General features: G+C 37.4%; 13 protein-coding genes. 12 read left to right on the forward strand and 1 reads right to left on the reverse strand.

Features of this window, described 5'->3' with window-relative positions:
• Positions 1 to 196 precede the first annotated feature (196 nt).
• The 8 genes from ASF92_RS00435 (at position 197) to ASF92_RS00470 (ending at position 7,617) form a co-directional block, all read left to right on the forward strand.
• Positions 197 to 2,626 carry an outer membrane beta-barrel family protein gene (locus ASF92_RS00435; protein ID WP_056086219.1) on the forward strand — a complete coding sequence of 810 codons (2,430 nt, stop codon included), beginning with the start codon at positions 197 to 199 and terminating at the stop codon, positions 2,624 to 2,626.
• Positions 2,627 to 2,707: 81 nt separating this feature from the next.
• Positions 2,708 to 3,124: a Holliday junction resolvase RuvX gene (gene ruvX, locus ASF92_RS00440; RefSeq protein ID WP_056086222.1), complete on the forward strand. Its 417-nt coding sequence runs from the start codon at positions 2,708 to 2,710 to the stop codon at positions 3,122 to 3,124.
• Between the two features lie 9 nt (positions 3,125 to 3,133).
• Entirely contained in the window at positions 3,134 to 3,772 is a 639-nt protein-coding gene (locus ASF92_RS00445) for an O-methyltransferase (protein WP_056086225.1), read from the forward strand.
• 75 nt (positions 3,773 to 3,847) lie between these two features.
• On the forward strand, positions 3,848 to 4,525 hold the full coding sequence (locus ASF92_RS00450; protein ID WP_056086228.1) for a glucosaminidase domain-containing protein: 678 nt from the start codon (positions 3,848 to 3,850) through the stop codon (positions 4,523 to 4,525).
• Between the two features lie 30 nt (positions 4,526 to 4,555).
• Positions 4,556 to 5,392 (forward strand): glucosaminidase domain-containing protein, encoded by an 837-nt coding sequence (locus tag ASF92_RS00455; protein WP_056086231.1) that lies wholly within the window; start codon positions 4,556 to 4,558, stop codon positions 5,390 to 5,392.
• A gap of 48 nt (positions 5,393 to 5,440) precedes the next feature.
• A complete protein-coding gene (locus tag ASF92_RS00460; RefSeq protein ID WP_056086234.1) occupies positions 5,441 to 6,193 on the forward strand; it encodes a hypothetical protein in 753 nt (250 codons plus the stop codon).
• Complete coding sequence (locus ASF92_RS00465) at positions 6,190 to 6,519, forward strand: hypothetical protein (RefSeq protein WP_197413206.1); 330 nt, start codon at positions 6,190 to 6,192, stop codon at positions 6,517 to 6,519. Before ASF92_RS00460 ends, ASF92_RS00465 begins: the two co-directional genes overlap by 4 nt.
• A gap of 93 nt (positions 6,520 to 6,612) precedes the next feature.
• Positions 6,613 to 7,617 (forward strand): DUF3078 domain-containing protein, encoded by a 1,005-nt coding sequence (locus tag ASF92_RS00470; protein ID WP_056086237.1) that lies wholly within the window; start codon positions 6,613 to 6,615, stop codon positions 7,615 to 7,617.
• A 45-nt stretch (positions 7,618 to 7,662) separates the two neighbouring features.
• Here the strand turns inward: ASF92_RS00470 and ASF92_RS00475 are convergent, their stop codons facing one another.
• Complete coding sequence (locus tag ASF92_RS00475; RefSeq protein ID WP_056086241.1) at positions 7,663 to 10,110, reverse strand: DUF5916 domain-containing protein; 2,448 nt, start codon at positions 10,108 to 10,110, stop codon at positions 7,663 to 7,665.
• Positions 10,111 to 10,294: 184 nt separating this feature from the next.
• On the opposite strand from ASF92_RS00475, the gene ffh reads away from it, so the two are divergent.
• The 4 genes from ffh (at position 10,295) to ASF92_RS00495 (ending at position 14,972) form a co-directional block, all read left to right on the forward strand.
• A complete protein-coding gene (gene ffh, locus ASF92_RS00480; RefSeq protein ID WP_056086244.1) occupies positions 10,295 to 11,632 on the forward strand; it encodes a signal recognition particle protein in 1,338 nt (445 codons plus the stop codon).
• Between the two features lie 219 nt (positions 11,633 to 11,851).
• Positions 11,852 to 13,390: a YifB family Mg chelatase-like AAA ATPase gene (locus ASF92_RS00485; protein WP_056086247.1), complete on the forward strand. Its 1,539-nt coding sequence runs from the start codon at positions 11,852 to 11,854 to the stop codon at positions 13,388 to 13,390.
• Between the two features lie 266 nt (positions 13,391 to 13,656).
• Positions 13,657 to 14,319: a hypothetical protein gene (locus tag ASF92_RS00490; protein WP_056086249.1), complete on the forward strand. Its 663-nt coding sequence runs from the start codon at positions 13,657 to 13,659 to the stop codon at positions 14,317 to 14,319.
• A gap of 35 nt (positions 14,320 to 14,354) precedes the next feature.
• Positions 14,355 to 14,972, forward strand: a complete 618-nt coding sequence (locus tag ASF92_RS00495; RefSeq protein ID WP_056086252.1) for a hypothetical protein — start codon at positions 14,355 to 14,357, stop codon at positions 14,970 to 14,972.
• Positions 14,973 to 15,629: the final 657 nt, after the last annotated feature.

Here is a 15,629-nt window from a genome sequence, read left to right on the forward strand (position 1 = left end):
AGATGTGAGATGTTGGTATTTATAAACAGAATTTGACTCAAGCAAAACCACAACGCGCAAAGATTAGTTTGCAGCCGCTAATGTAGTAATGATGACAATAATCAATAAGATTTAACTCTGGAGATTCACATATACCTTTGGTTTTCACTATATTTGAAACCCATCAACAACTCTAAATTAACTATTACTCATACAAATGAACTTTTTAAAGTCATTGTTATTGCTTTTTCTATTGCTCTCAACAATAATTAGCTTTGGACAGAAAAAAACTAAGACAATTAAAGTAACTGTTCTAAACGAAAAGCAACAGCCTTTCGAAAACGCAACGGTTGAACTTCTTTCTGCAAAAAACTTTACGTCTATAAAAGCGGGGAAAACAGACAAAAAGGGCACCATTATATTCAGCCAACCTGTTCCAGGCAACTATGTTTTCCGCGCAAAAGCAGTAGGATACGAACCCCATAAAACAACCCTGATCAAATCTCCTTTTATAATTTCTTCTTTGTTCATTAAAATATTACCAGGTAGCCAGGTGTTAAAAGATGTAAATATAGGAGGTAATAAGCCACCTATACAACACATAAGAGGTAAAATAATCGTAAACGTAGCTGCTACAATTACCAATGATGGAACAACGATTCTCGAGCTACTTGAGAAATCGCCTGGTGTAATGATTGACAAAGAAGGCAGTATCAGTTTGCAGGGGAAAAACAATGTATTGGTCATGATTGATGACAAACCAACTTATTTGTCGGGCGTTGATTTAACCAATCTTTTATCGAGCATGAGCTCTTTTCAGGTAAGCCATATAGAACTGATAACAAATCCATCTTCAAAATACGATGCAAGTGGTAATGGAGGTATTATAAACATCAAAACAAAAAAAAATACACAGGAGGGTTTCAATGGTTCCGTTAATACCATTGCCGGCTGGAGCAGGAATTACAAAAACAACAATAGTGTGTTACTGAACTACAAAAAAGGAAAGATAAATATTTATGGTACAGCAACCTACAATCGAAATAACAATTACACTGATATTTATGCTGATCGTAATTATTTTAATCTAAATAGTACCGGGACAGGGGTTTTAGAACAAAATACGGCAATATCTAATCTTACCAATTATCACTTTTTAAAAACAGGATTAGATTATTATTTTTCAAAAACCACAACATTGGGTTTTTCCCTTAGTGGTACAATAATCAAAAGAAAAGCAAAAAGTGATGCCATTGCGACATGGAAAAATGAGGATGCCGGCATTGACTCATCAGTATCTACAATAAGTAGCAGCCTGTTTAAATTTAAAAATGGTGCTGCTAACCTGAACCTCAGGCACAGTTTTAATGAAAAACAAGATGTATCTGTCGACTTAGATGTGTTGAGCTATAGAATGAATAATGATCAGGTTTTTACAAATGAACTCCTGACACCTAATGGTTATAAGAACGGGACCGACATCGAAGTACCATCAACAATAAAAATCTTATCCGTAAAAGCAGACTATACCTTACATTTAAATCAATCTAGTATGCTGGAAACGGGCTTTAAATCTTCAACCATCAGCACAGATAATATTTCGACATACATAAACTTCAATGAATCGTTGCGATCTGTTAATTTAAATAGGAGTAATCATTTTTTGTATAAGGAGCGGATTAATGCTTTTTATACGAGCTTTGAACATAAATACAATAAAATCAGCACTCAAATAGGACTGCGTTATGAGTATACTAATTATAATGCCAATCAATTTGGCAACAGTTCAAAATCCGATTCTACTTTTTCGAGAACTTATGGCAATTTATTTCCTTCGGGTTATTTAAGTTATCAGGCAGATTCGCTCAATACAATTACGATAACCGCTAGCAGGAGAATAGATCGCCCTGCTTATCAAAAACTTAATCCTTTTATGTTTATCGTTAACAAGTACACAATACAAAGAGGAAACCCCTATATACTTCCGCAATATAGCTGGAATTTAGAATTGAGCCACCGCTATAATCAATTAATTACTTCAACACTTTCTTATAGTATTGTCAGAAATTATTTTTCGCAGTTATTCTTATCGGAAGGAAAAAAAATATTAATATACACGGATGGAAATGTCGGAGAAATGAAAAACCTGGGTTTATCAGTATCACTCCAATTTCCAGTGACAAAATGGTGGTCGTTTAATGGGCAGGGAAATTTCAATTACAAAAAGCTTAATGGCGACAGGAACATAAATTACCAATCATCCATCAATCAGTTCCAGGTTAGTGCCAGTAATCAGTTCAATGTGATAAAAACAGTAATGGCTGAACTATCCGGCTTTTACATTACCCAAGCAAGAAATGATTTGCAGGAACTTTTGTATCCCACAGGACAGGTATCTGCAGGCATTTCAAAAACGATTTTAAAAGGCAAAGGTAGTCTTAAGCTTAGTGCCAGGGATATCTTTTTTACACAGGCAATGGAAGGTTTAACAGATTTCCCCCAAGCTCAGGAATATTTCAAATTAACCCGGGATAGCAGGCTTTTTTTCCTTAGTTTCAGCTATAGATTTGGCAAACCATTAAAAGCGATTAAACGATCAAACGGTGGTGCTACTGATGAAATGAAAAGGGCAGGTTCCGTGAATTAAATCGTTAGATTCCCTAATCGCTGCTCCAACAGAAAAAAGTCGTTTCCTTAAAAAACCTTACATTTGAGGCTTTATAATTATATGGCCCGAATTCTTGCCTTCGATTACGGAACAAAACGCATCGGCATCGCCGTTACCGATCCGCTGCAGATTATTGCAACAGGATTGGATACCGTGCACCCAAAAGATGCCATAAATTACATAAAAAAATACCTCTTAACGGAACAGGTAGAAGCTTTTGTTATTGGCGATCCCAGGCAGATGGATGGTTCAGACTCGGATTCAAAGCAACATGCAAAAGGCTTTTCCACATTACTAAAAAAGGCTTTTCCTAGCATCCCTCTGCATTGGGTTGATGAACGTTTTACATCAAAAATGGCTCATCAGGCTATAATGCAAAGTGGGTTAAAAAAATCCGACAGACAAAACAAGGAAAGGGTAGATACCATTGCGGCAACCCTGATTTTACAATATTTTATGGAAACCAACCGTTTATAACTAATTGATATGAGTCTGATAAACGACGATTTACAAGAATTAATAGTTAATTACTGCGAACCGGAAAACGATTTGCTTAAAAGTATAGATCGGGAAACAAACCTTAAAGTCTTAATGCCCCGTATGTTATCCGGCCATTATCAAGGCAGGGTTTTAAGCATGTTGAGTAAAATGGTTTCGCCAAAGAGAATTTTAGAAATCGGAACTTTTACAGGCTACGCTACGATTTGCCTGGCAGAAGGCTTAACGTCAGATGGTTTAATTTACACGTTGGATATCAATGCTGAGCTTGAAGATATGGTTCGTGCCAATTTCGCAAAATCTGATTACAACAATAAAATACAATACATTTTAGGAGATGCCACAAAAACGGTAAACGAATTAAATGAAGTTTTCGACATCGTTTTTATAGATGCCGACAAAAAAAATAACGGAACATATTACGATTTAATTTTTGACCGTGTTCGCCAAGGAGGACTAATCATTGTTGATAATGTACTCTGGAGTGGAAAGGTACTTCGGGAGAACCAAGATAAAGACACTAAAAATATAACCAGTTTTAATGATAAAATAGCTGGCGATGAACGGGTTGAAAAGTTAATACTTCCTGTTCGTGACGGGCTTTTTATAATTAGGAAGAAAGTTTAAGATAATGGTCAATAGGTTAACTGCTCAATCGGTTAATCGTACAATTAACCAATTGAACAATTTGTACAGTTACCCATGAGAAAGATATTTACTTTGTGCCTGTTGCTTTCATTTGTGATTACCGCTAATGCTCAAAGCACCGAAGATTATGTTGCCGAACATTCGGCATTCGCTCAAAGCCTAATGCGTGACCATAAAATTCCTGCGAGCTTAATTCTGGCAGTAGCCATACACGAATCTGCCTCGGGCAGTAGCCGCATAGCACAGCATTTAAACAATCACTTTGGTGTGAAGGGCCCGAATAACAGCGCCGAAATACGCTCTTCTTACCGCGATTACTTCAGTGCTGATGAATCTTACAGCCATTTCGTAGAAATTATGGAAACCCGAGCACCATTTAATAATTTATTTTCAAAATACAATCAATACGATTATAAGGGCTGGGCCAGAGGAATTCAGCGCGCCGGCTATGCCCATAGCAGAAGTTGGGCCAGCCAGGTTATCGCTTTGATAAAAAAGTTTGAACTTTATCAATATGATGAGCGCCCCGATGGTTATGAAGAACCGGCCTACACGACGAATACTTATCGCCGAAAAGATAGCATGCGAAGACGCGCCAACTTTTATACTGTCAAAGCCGGCGATAATTTAAGTGTAATCGCAAAGAAGAAAGGCACAACGGTTAAAGCCATTATGCAAAAAAATGGAATGAAAAAGGCTAATCTTAAATCAGGACAAAAAATTAAGTTTTAATCCAAAACCCCATAAAAATTAATCTCAAAAATGAAAATACAATATATCTATCTGGCGCTAATAGTGGTCTTTCTCAGCTCTTGCTCTACCCGTAAATATTCTAAAAACAATAAACAGATAGAGAAAGCGGCTAATAAAGCAAATAACAACAGTTATAAAAGTTATAATACGCTGAGTTATATTGACGAATTTAAATCAGTCGCTATCGAAGAAATGAATGCTTATGGCATTCCGGCGAGCATTACTCTGGCGCAGGGAATTTTAGAGTCGGGTAGCGGGAATAGCGATTTAGCAAAGTACGCCAATAATCACTTTGGAATTAAGTGTACATCGGATTGGAAAGGAAAAAATTATTTCAGAGATGACGATCAGAAAAACGATTGCTTTAGAGTGTACAAAGATGCGCGCGAATCTTTTAAAGATCATTCAGAATTTTTGAAGCGTAAGCGCTACAGCACGCTTTTTCAATTAGACAAAAATGATTACAAAAGTTGGGCTCAGGGCCTAAAACAGGCCGGTTATGCAACCAATCCAAAATATCCTGATTTGTTAATCAATACAATAGAAAAGTATCAGCTTTATCAATATGATCAATCTGAAACGGAAAAACAAAAAATAGCCCGTGAGGACCGTGTATTTACAGAGATTAACCAAAATATTCCGAAAGAAAAAACCAAATTTACTCCTGTAGAAACACCTCCGCCAGGGGCAAAACCAATTATTGCAGATGGAACTTATACTGTGATTAAGGGTGATACACTTTACAATATTGCTAAACGGTTTAACATCAGCATTGACGATCTGAAAATATTAAATAATATGACAACCGATGGCATCAAACTTGGACAAGTATTGAAGGTTAAATAATGTTAATCAAAATTATTGCAGCATGGTAAGTTGTAGATTTGTTTTCCAATGAGAATTTTAATTTCTTTTCTGTTGTTGTTTAATCTTTCGACTGCACTATTTGCACAAACAAAACCTGTGCAGGGTGTTGTTATTGATAAGGAGACAAAGCAACGGCTGGCAAAAGTTTATATTTACAATACCCGGAGCGGAGATGGCCTATACAATACGACAAAAGGAGAGTTCAGTACCTATGCCATTCCAGGCGATACCCTGGTGGCCGCCCTTTCTGGTTACGGCGTAGATACCGTTGTTTTTAAAGGGCAACCTGCCGCATATTTTCAATTAAAATCATTGGGCATTCGTTTAAGAGACGTATTAATTCAACAGAAAAAACTTTCTCCACAGGCTCAACACGAAAAGGCATTAAAGGAATACCGATATGCGATTGAAAAAGGAAGTTCGAAAAATTTACTTAATCTGGGGAACGGCGGTGTAGGTTTGGGAATAGATGCAATTTACAATCTGTTGAGCAGGCAAGGTAAAAATGCCCGCCATTTGCAGAAAATCCTGGAAAAAGATTACCGGGAAGACGTTATCGACTACCGCTTTACATCAAATCTGGTTCAGCAAATCCTCGGGATTAAAGATCCGGAACTGACGGATTTTATGCAGCAATATCGTCCAACCTATCAATTTGTACTAGATGCCAACGATTATGCTTTTAACCTCTTTGTTAGAAATGCGTATAAAAGTTATAGGGTTAATCCACAAGCATTACGGTTGCCTCCGCTTCCTGAGCTTAGCATAGATAAGTTTTGAAAGCGCCGATTTTGATTTTTAAACGCTTACCCGCAGCAGGTATGGCTATATTCCCTTTTATATTATTAAGAAATGAAAGCTATAAAACAGACCAGGAAATTATAAATCATGAAAAAATACACCTCCGCCAACAACTTGAACTTTTAATTTTACCGTTTTACATCCTGTATCTGCTGAATTATTTAATTAACCTAATCAGGTATAAAAACCACGATCTGGCCTACAGGAAAATCATTTTTGAACAAGAAGCCTATACTCATGAAACCAATTTAGCCTATTTGAAACAGGGTAATTGGTTTTCCTGGATTAAGCTTATAGGCTCCTAAGAAGGCCAATTATGTTCCATGATTTATCCCCTATGGTAAAATCCTTCGTTCAATCCTTTTTATCTCTGATAATTTTTTTTTCCTTTGTAAGTAATGAAGAATTTTTTATTTTACCTTGTCCTCATTTTAAGCCTCAGTTCAGCGAATTTATATGCTCAGGAAATTGATACAATTCCTATCAACACTAAGGACCTGAACATAAAGCTAAAGCGCAGCCCCTTACCTAGCAGGACATTACCTTTGTCCTTTGAGCCTGTGAAAATCCGCCCGGCAATAGTAAATGCCAAAGTAAATTATTGGAAAACCAAAACATCAATCGGGATCAATATTAACCAAGCACAATTTAGCGATAACTGGAAAGGGGGAGGCGTAAATTCAATTGCTGTTGGCGGCTTATTAAACTGGAAGGCCGAATACAGCAAAAACAGCTATAGCTATGTAAGTGAGGTTATTCTCCAATACGGTAAAATAAAAAATAAAGATCAGCTTCAAAAGAAAACCAATGACCGTATTTTCTGGGATAACAAAGCTTCCTTTCAACTTTCTAAAAACTGGTACTTTTTCGGTTCATTAAACTTCGAATCGCAGTTTGACAATGGTTTTACATACACAAATGTAAATGGAACAGAAATCGCGACGCTGATATCAAAATTTATGGGACCAGGTTATTTAACTGAATCTATAGGTTTTGAGTATAAACCAAATAAATATTTCTCTACTCGCTTTGGTACGGGTACAGCCCGCCAAACATTTGTGCTGGATAAAAACTTGGCCAATGGCGACGTCAAAAAAAATTATGGCGTACCGATTGGTAAAACTTTCAGAAATGAATTGGCTTTTCAGGTGGTAAGTGCTTTTGATAAAGACATTTTTACCAACACCAATTTGAAAGCCAGGTATGCCATGCTAATTCCATACGAAAACTTTAGGTATTCAAGGATAGATCACCGCTTAGACATAGCACTAACTGCCAAAATCAACCGCTTCATGAATACCAGTTTAACCGGAATCGGACTATTTGACAGAGACACCGGAACAGATAACATTCAAGGAAGTCAAACCTTGGCGCTTGGCTTTATATTCGTTTTCCCAAGATAGTTGTCGTTATTTTTATTGCTGTGAAAGGATTGGAAATATAATCACCTAATTCTTTTCAGTGCCTTTAAATTGGATTTTTTTGCGCGTTTTCTTCAAATCAAGGTAGTCGATAAAATACAAAACCTTAACAGATAAACTATTATTTTGGGGTGAAGCTAGAATCCCACTCAGGTTTTTGTTGTAGCGCTGCGTGTAAAAAGTGTCGTAAGTTTCGGCTGCATCTTTGTACGATACCGAAAGCGTGCTACCTGGCGCAAATTGCCAGGTATAAATTAAATCCACATTGAAAACATTGTAATTTCTATCTGTTCCGGTTAACGCAGGTCCATGATAATCGGTTAAATCTCCATCAGGTTTTAGCAAGTAGAAATCCTTGTTTCTTCTATCGCTCCAATAATGTCTTAGTACAACCGTTAACCCCATTAAATTTGTAAAGGTGTATTTTGCGTCGAAAGAATTTTCTACCGTTCTTCTATCATATTTAGAAAAAATGGCCTCACGGCCTTGCGCCGTAACCCAGTTTACATAATTATAATTCGGGTTAAAGTTTAAATCTAAACCAAAAGCAATTTTATCATTTAGCCTAAAGTTTTGAAAGAGGTAAAAATTATATGATTTGCCTTTAAATAGCTCCTGCTCCTGATAGCGAATATTTCCTCCAAAATTATAAGCCTTTGCTCTGTTTGGATTAATGTAAAGCCCAATTGTAAAATTTTCCGGCGCTTTATATACCTGTCCATTTCTTGATTCGTAAAAGTTGTTGGCTTTGGCATCATAATTTACATCCAATTCCGCAGACCATAAGTTTTTAAACCGGATATATGAGCCTGCCTCAATTCCGGAACTTTGATAATCGCCGGGGGTTACCCTTCTCGAATATGATATGTTAAACCAGTTTTGAAATTCATTATACCATTTACCTGGTTTGTAAACACTGTATCCTAAACCGATTCGTTGGTCTAAAAAGTTGTTGTTGGTAAAGAAGCCCATATCAGAAGGGTCGAATTTATTATCGGCATAAACCTGATTGTAGCTCCATGTAAAATTGCCGCTTTGCTTACCTAGCCTTAACGTATAACTGTATCCTGTGCTGGTTTGCTCATCCCTGATGTAACTCATCTTACCGCCTCCGTTAACAAAATATTTGTTGTCTTTATTGTTCAGGTTGAAAAGTAAAGCACTAACATTTGCATCATAAGCAATTCCCTGCCTTAGCACATTTGTATTAATAAAAGTGGCCGAACTGTTGTTTTTTAGAGACTGGTCAAAGACCAGAATATTATAATTAGTTAAAGGTTGTGTTTCTACCAGCCTTGTGTTTCCCTGGGCATCCTCCACTTCCGTTTCCATGCTGTTTGTGATAGCATTGAAAATGCCAATACCCAAACCCTTTGCCGTGCGACCTGAAATTTTGGTTGCATTTAAAACCTTTGCTTCCGTTTGGTCTTTGATAATTTTGTCATCGCTACTTAGTCCAGAATAATTGTAGTAAGCCGGAATCGAACCAATTCGTTTAGAATAAAACAAATCGCCTTTATTAAAAAGCTCCGTTCCCTCGGTAAAAAACTGGCGGTTTTCGTTAAATTTTACCTCAAACGGAGTGAGGTTCAAAATCCGGTTATCTGATTGTACCTGACCAAAATCAGGCACCAAAGTCATATCTAAAGTGAAGCTGTTATTGATGCCATACTTTACATCCATGCCCCCGTTAAATCTTGAAGTTGTATTTTTTACCCCAGGAAGGTTAACGGGGTAGTGGTTCACATAAGCCGAAATGTAAGGCGAAAAAGAAAGACGCAAAGGCGGCTTTATATCTTTAATACCTGTAAAAAGTCCTTCCTGATTGATGAAGCCATTTACCGCAGGGTTTACATAATTCCAAAAAGTTTGAACATTGGTTCGTTGTATTCTTCTGCTGAAGTTTAAACCCCAGTTTTGAATGCCTTTACCCGAAAACCGCAAAGCTGAATACGGAATTTTCATTTCACAAGTCCATCCCTTTTCGTCGATTTTAACAGCACTTTCCCAAACGGCATTCCAGTTGGGGTCTTCATCACCTACCTGCGAATATTTGGCATCGAATTGTACGCCGGCGGCGGTTACAAAAAATCCATTGCCATTCATTTTGTCGTAAAACGGGTCGACAATAATAGAGATGAAATCGGCATTACCAATGTTATCCCGTGAAACCAATTCATGTGAAACGCTATCTTTATCATCATACATACGAGCATAAACATAAATGGCTACGTCATCGTAAAGCACTTTCATTTCGGTCCGTCTTTCTTTTTTTTCTACCCGGCCCGGCACTGGTCTGATTTCGAAAAAATCAGTTGCTATTGGCACATTTACCCAACAGGCATCATCTAAAAAACCATCAATTTTTGGTATTTCAACAGTTCTTAAAGCTGATAATTGTTTTTGCTTGGTGGGGTCTTGTGCGTAGGAAATAAAATATACGAACAATAAAAAGAGTGATAAATAGAATTTCATTTATTTAGTTTAGTCTACATAAGACTAAAGCATATATCAAATGTTGCATCAAAAGAAAAATATCGACAATTAAACCTATAAGGTTTTGAAAACCTCATAGGTTTGAACTAAATTTGTACATTTGCTTTTTATTAAAAACATCGGCTTTTCGCCTGGAGCGACTGGCTTTTTAGCTTAAAAAAACATGTTTGATAATTTACAGGACAAGCTAGACAGAGCATTTAAAGTATTAAAAGGACAAGGCAGTATTACGGAAATCAACGTGGCGGAAACCATGAAAGAGATTCGTAAAGCATTATTAGATGCCGACGTTAACTATAAAACCGCCAAAGCGTTCACGGACGAAGTGAGGCAAAAAGCATTGGGACAGAACGTTTTAACAGCGGTTTCTCCCGGTCAATTGCTTACCAAAATCATGAACGATGAGCTTGCAGCTTTAATGGGCGGCGAAGTTACTGAGTTGGAAACCAAGGCAAACCCAACCATTATCCTAATTGCAGGTTTAAACGGTGCCGGTAAAACGACTTTCGCAGGTAAACTGGCATTGCATTTAAAGGGTAAGGGTAAAAAGCCTTTGTTGGTTGCAGGTGATATGTACCGCCCGGCAGCGGTAGACCAGCTGGAGGTTTTAGGAACTTCGGTTGGAGTTTCAGTTTATGCAAACCGAGAGTCGAAAGATCCCGTTGCCATTGCATTAGAGGGTATTGCGCACGGTAAACAAAATGGAAATAACGTAATCATTATCGATACGGCAGGTCGTTTGGCGATCGATGAATCGTTGATGAACGAGATTTCGGAAGTTAAAGCGAAAACGCAACCACACGAAATCTTATTCGTTGTAGACTCAATGACTGGTCAGGATGCGGTAAACACAGCCAAAATATTTAATGATAGATTGGATTTCACAGGTGTAGTTTTAACGAAATTAGATGGTGATACTCGTGGTGGGGCAGCACTTTCAATTAAATCTGTTGTAAACAAACCCATAAAATTCATTGGTACTGGTGAGAAAATGGAGGCTTTGGATGTTTTCTATCCAGACCGTATGGCATCCCGTATATTAGGTATGGGTGATGTGGTTTCACTTGTTGAACGTGCCCAGATGCAGTTCGATGAGAAAGAAGCTGCAGAATTACAAAAGAAAATCCGCAAAAATAAATTCGATTTCAACGATTTCTATAACCAGATTCAGCAAATTAAGAAAATGGGTAACATGAAAGATTTGATGGGAATGATTCCGGGTGTTGGCAAGATGATGAAAAATGTAGACATTGAAGATGATGCGTTTAAATCGATTGAGGCAATCATCCAGTCGATGACACCTTTTGAAAAAGAAAATCCGGATAGCATTCAGCAAAGTCGCCGTTTACGCATTGCTAAGGGTTCAGGTCGGAAAATTGAAGAAGTTACCAAACTGATTAAACAGTTTGAAGACATGCGTAAAATGATGAAACAGTTTTCAAACCCGGCAGCCGCAGCCGCAATGATGAAAGGTATGCCGAAAATGCCTTTTGGAAGATAGCGTTAGGCTTAAAGCAGAAAAGACCAAAGCTAAAGCGAAATAGCATTGCAGATATTTAAATCCTAACCAGAAATGGTTGGGATTTTTTATTTAGTACGTTTTATTTTTCGTCTCCCGTATTTCGACCGATTATAAATCAGATAATTCTTTCTATATTAGCAATAATCCTATTCATCCCCGAATAACATAACATCCCATTTCATTTTTCGAGAATAATAAATGCTTGTAAAAACATACGGGAGTGCTGTATATGGTGTAAATGCACTCACAATAACTGTTGAGGTTAGTATTAGTGGTGGGAATAAGTATTATATGGTCGGCCTGCCGGACAATGCAGTAAAAGAAAGTCTGCAGCGGGTAGAAAGCGCCATACATGTTTCAGGTTTCAGAATGCCCAGACAAAAAATTGTCGTCAATCTTGCCCCCGCCGATATTCGAAAAGAAGGTTCTGCTTATGATTTACCCATCGCTATTGGGATTCTGGCTGCTTCTGGTCAAATTCCCTCCGAAGAACTGGAAAGCTATTTTATTATGGGTGAGCTTTCCCTTGATGGCGCCATTCAGCCAATCAAGGGCGCGTTGCCCATCGCAATCCAGGCTCAGCAGGTTGGTTTTAAAGGCATTATTTTACCAAAACAGAACGCTCGGGAAGCAGCCATTGTAGATGGGTTAATAGCCTATGGCGTGGAAACCTTGATTCAAGTTATCGCCTTTTTCAACAAAAGTGCGCCATTGGAACAGGTTAAAATCGATACAAAAGAGGCGTTTTTCAAAAACATTAGCAACTATGATCATGATTTCGCAGATGTTAAAGGACAGGAAAATATTAAACGTGCTTTGGAAATTGCTGCTGCCGGCGGACACAACCTGATTTTAATTGGCCCACCGGGCGCAGGCAAAACGATGCTCGCGAAACGTTTGCCAACCATATTGCCACCGCTGAATTTATATGAAGCTTTAGAAACCACGAAGATTCATTCCGTTGCCGGAAAGCTTTCATCCACAGATGCTTTAATGACTGTCCGGCCCTATCGTTCACCGCACCATACCATATCAGATGTTGCGCTGGTTGGCGGTGGTATAAATCCGTCGCCAGGGGAAATATCTTTAGCGCACAATGGCGTTTTATTTCTGGATGAATTGCCCGAATTTAAAAGAACGGTTTTAGAAGTCATGCGGCAGCCCCTGGAAGATCGAAAAGTCGCAATTTCCCGCGCGCGTTTTTCTGTTGAATATCCTGCAAGCTTTATGCTCGTCGCTTCGATGAATCCATGCCCCTGTGGCTTTTATAATCATCCGGAAAAAGACTGTGTTTGTGCTCCGGGAGTCGTACAAAAATACCTCAGTAAAATTTCGGGTCCGCTGCTGGATAGAATTGATTTGCATGTTGAGGTTACTCCGGTTAATTTCTCCGAACTCGCCTCCGCCCGCGAAGCGGAGAAAAGTGAACTCATCAGGGCACGTGTAATTATGGCCAGAGAAATTCAAGACAGTCGCTTTGCAGATAAGGACGATTTACACTATAATGCGCAGATGAGTCCAAAGATGGTTCGAAAAGTTTGCCAAATCAGCGATGCCGGAACAATACTTTTAAAATCAGCGATGGAACGCCTCGGTTTGTCAGCCAGGGCTTACGATAGAATTTTAAAAGTTGCCAGAACCATAGCTGATTTGGATGGAAGTGACCATATTGCACTCGAACACCTGGCAGAATCTATTAATTACCGCAGCTTAGATAGAGCAGGCTGGGCAGGATAATAACAAAACTTAAACAAAATAATATGACTTTCCATTTTGGAACCAGAAGCGCATCTGCTTTACAGAACTTGTGCAAAATCTGTCTTGCCAGCATTGTGGTGATCAAAAAATGTATTCAGCAATCGAGTTCTTAATCGGTATATTTGAATAGATTACACCGCTGATTTCGAGGCATAAGATGAAAAAATTTCAACATCCGGAAGAAGCAATTGTATACATATTTATCGAATAAACGATTTTGATTAACTATAATAGTTGAATGCACAATGAAATCACTTCTCGTTCTCATCTTATTTTTCTCTTTAAATACTGTTGCACAAATATCGAAAAAGCTAGTTGGCCCTAAAGGGTACACAAAAATTTTAGAAGCAACCGGCGACTTAGATAAGGATGGATTAAATGAAGTAGTTATTGCCTATAACACCAACAGGAGAAACGACAGCACTGGATTCAAAAGAGAACTATGGATCTATAAAATTGTTAACAGTTCACTTAAGCTTTGGAAGCAAAATTCCTCCGTTCTTTGGAATAGTAATGATTGTGGATTTTGCCTGGATGCAGGCGTAAATCTGTCTCTGGAAATAAAAAATAACACCATAATTATAGCGCAAACATTTCAGCATAATTCCAGGCATTACAGTACGCACCGGAATATTTTTCGCTATCAAAATGGAGATTGGTATGTTATTGGTTCCCGTTATAATGATTACGATACATGCGATTTCGATTTTAAATACGATATTAATTTTTCGACCAATCAGGTCATTGTAGATTATACTTTTGGCGATTGCGATGATAATACCCCTATACCAAAAGACAGTCAGCTAAAATTTAAATACCCTTTTAAATCAATTCCAAAAATGGATGGTTTTACTGCGGGTAAAACGGAAATTAAAATCCCCAACTCAAAGAAATATTTTTATTATTAGCATATAAAACTAAATTCAAGACCAGACTTTGCTCAATGAAAAACAATTTAGCCATAATTATATTTACGCTTTGCGTATTCGGTTGCAAAAATAATACTAAACCCGATCATCAATTCAATGATTCTTTAAAAGCCGATTCCGTTGCCACCAGTATTCCAATTATTAAGGATACTTCAATTATAGACACTCCTGTTTCTAATCATGAAGAGATTTATCATACAGACAGTATTAATTTCGAAAAATTCGTACTTGATGCAGAATCGAGCTCAGTTAAAGCACCTATTGATTGGTCGAGCTATCCAAAGGCAAAAGATTTTAAGACTAGAATCACCGAAGCCTATAAATCGAATGAAGTTAGTTTCGCTGGTAATTATGTGTTGGCAACATTTGGATGCGGTACAAGCTGTATAATGGGATTCATGATTGATGTACGCGATGGGAAAATTTACGACTTGCCACTAGGTGAAGAAAACTCTTGCCTATTTGCAGAGGATAGGGCCATATGCAAAACAAATAGTCTTCTGTTTATCTCCAGCATCTGTAAAGAGAAGCTGGAATCTACAAAAGCTTATTACGTTGCGTACTTATGGGACGAGCATAAAAAAGAATTTAGTAGCTTAAAAAATGAAGAAGAATTTTTGAAGAACAAATGAAAACACCAATAGCATTTTTTTATCGCTATAATAATTTTTCTTTTGGCATATAATGCCCTGAAATAAAAGTTAGCCAATGTAGAAAGCGATTGCTGTCCCAACTGCTTTTAAATGCGCAAGCATGGATTGGCGATTAAGTTTAATTTAAACGATTAATCATCAATGAGCATACAAAACTCAAAATTAAGAGCCGGAATTTATTTCACAATCAGATTATTGATTTTAGCCCTCGTGATTTTAATTTTTTACAATTATGCGGATTGCTTATTGCCAAAATACATTCGGGAAGATCAGTTTTCGTTTATTGAAGAGCTTAGTCTATTCCTGAAATTAACATTTTGCTTTTCTCTATTTTATGGAGTATTTATTTTTTGGGAGTTCAAAGCCTTCCGAACGAAAGGACTCTATAACTTAAAAAACATGGCTATAATTGTCTTTATAATTAATGTACTAATCTTTCTAATATCACTTTTTTTAACTTTTAAAAATAATTAGAAGCATCTATGCAAAATCTCTTTTTTAGCTGATGGGTGCTTTTCATTTTTTAAAGGAGTAATTAAAGAAGATGTACTAATGAGGGGCATAATTAATACGTTCTTTCCGAGAATATTTAGCCATTAAAAAATCGGTTTTTGAACGTTGACAAAAAAGATAATC

Source organism: Pedobacter sp. Leaf176, assembly GCF_001424305.1.
Lineage (GTDB): Bacteria > Bacteroidota > Bacteroidia > Sphingobacteriales > Sphingobacteriaceae > Pedobacter.

What these genes read in the sequence shown, in the direction of transcription:
- ASF92_RS00435 (WP_056086219.1), top strand. Translation starts at nt 197, where the DNA reads ATGAACTTTTTAAAGTCATTGTTATTGCTTTTTCTATTGCTCTCAACA.
- ruvX (WP_056086222.1), top strand. Translation starts at nt 2,708, where the DNA reads ATGGCCCGAATTCTTGCCTTCGATTACGGAACAAAACGCATCGGCATC.
- ASF92_RS00445 (WP_056086225.1), top strand. Translation starts at nt 3,134, where the DNA reads ATGAGTCTGATAAACGACGATTTACAAGAATTAATAGTTAATTACTGC.
- ASF92_RS00450 (WP_056086228.1), top strand. Translation starts at nt 3,848, where the DNA reads ATGAGAAAGATATTTACTTTGTGCCTGTTGCTTTCATTTGTGATTACC.
- ASF92_RS00455 (WP_056086231.1), top strand. Translation starts at nt 4,556, where the DNA reads ATGAAAATACAATATATCTATCTGGCGCTAATAGTGGTCTTTCTCAGC.
- ASF92_RS00460 (WP_056086234.1), top strand. Translation starts at nt 5,441, where the DNA reads ATGAGAATTTTAATTTCTTTTCTGTTGTTGTTTAATCTTTCGACTGCA.
- ASF92_RS00470 (WP_056086237.1), top strand. Translation starts at nt 6,613, where the DNA reads ATGAAGAATTTTTTATTTTACCTTGTCCTCATTTTAAGCCTCAGTTCA.
- ASF92_RS00475 (WP_056086241.1), bottom strand. Translation starts at nt 10,110, where the DNA reads ATGAAATTCTATTTATCACTCTTTTTATTGTTCGTATATTTTATTTCC.
- ffh (WP_056086244.1), top strand. Translation starts at nt 10,295, where the DNA reads ATGTTTGATAATTTACAGGACAAGCTAGACAGAGCATTTAAAGTATTA.
- ASF92_RS00485 (WP_056086247.1), top strand. Translation starts at nt 11,852, where the DNA reads ATGCTTGTAAAAACATACGGGAGTGCTGTATATGGTGTAAATGCACTC.
- ASF92_RS00490 (WP_056086249.1), top strand. Translation starts at nt 13,657, where the DNA reads ATGAAATCACTTCTCGTTCTCATCTTATTTTTCTCTTTAAATACTGTT.
- ASF92_RS00495 (WP_056086252.1), top strand. Translation starts at nt 14,355, where the DNA reads ATGAAAAACAATTTAGCCATAATTATATTTACGCTTTGCGTATTCGGT.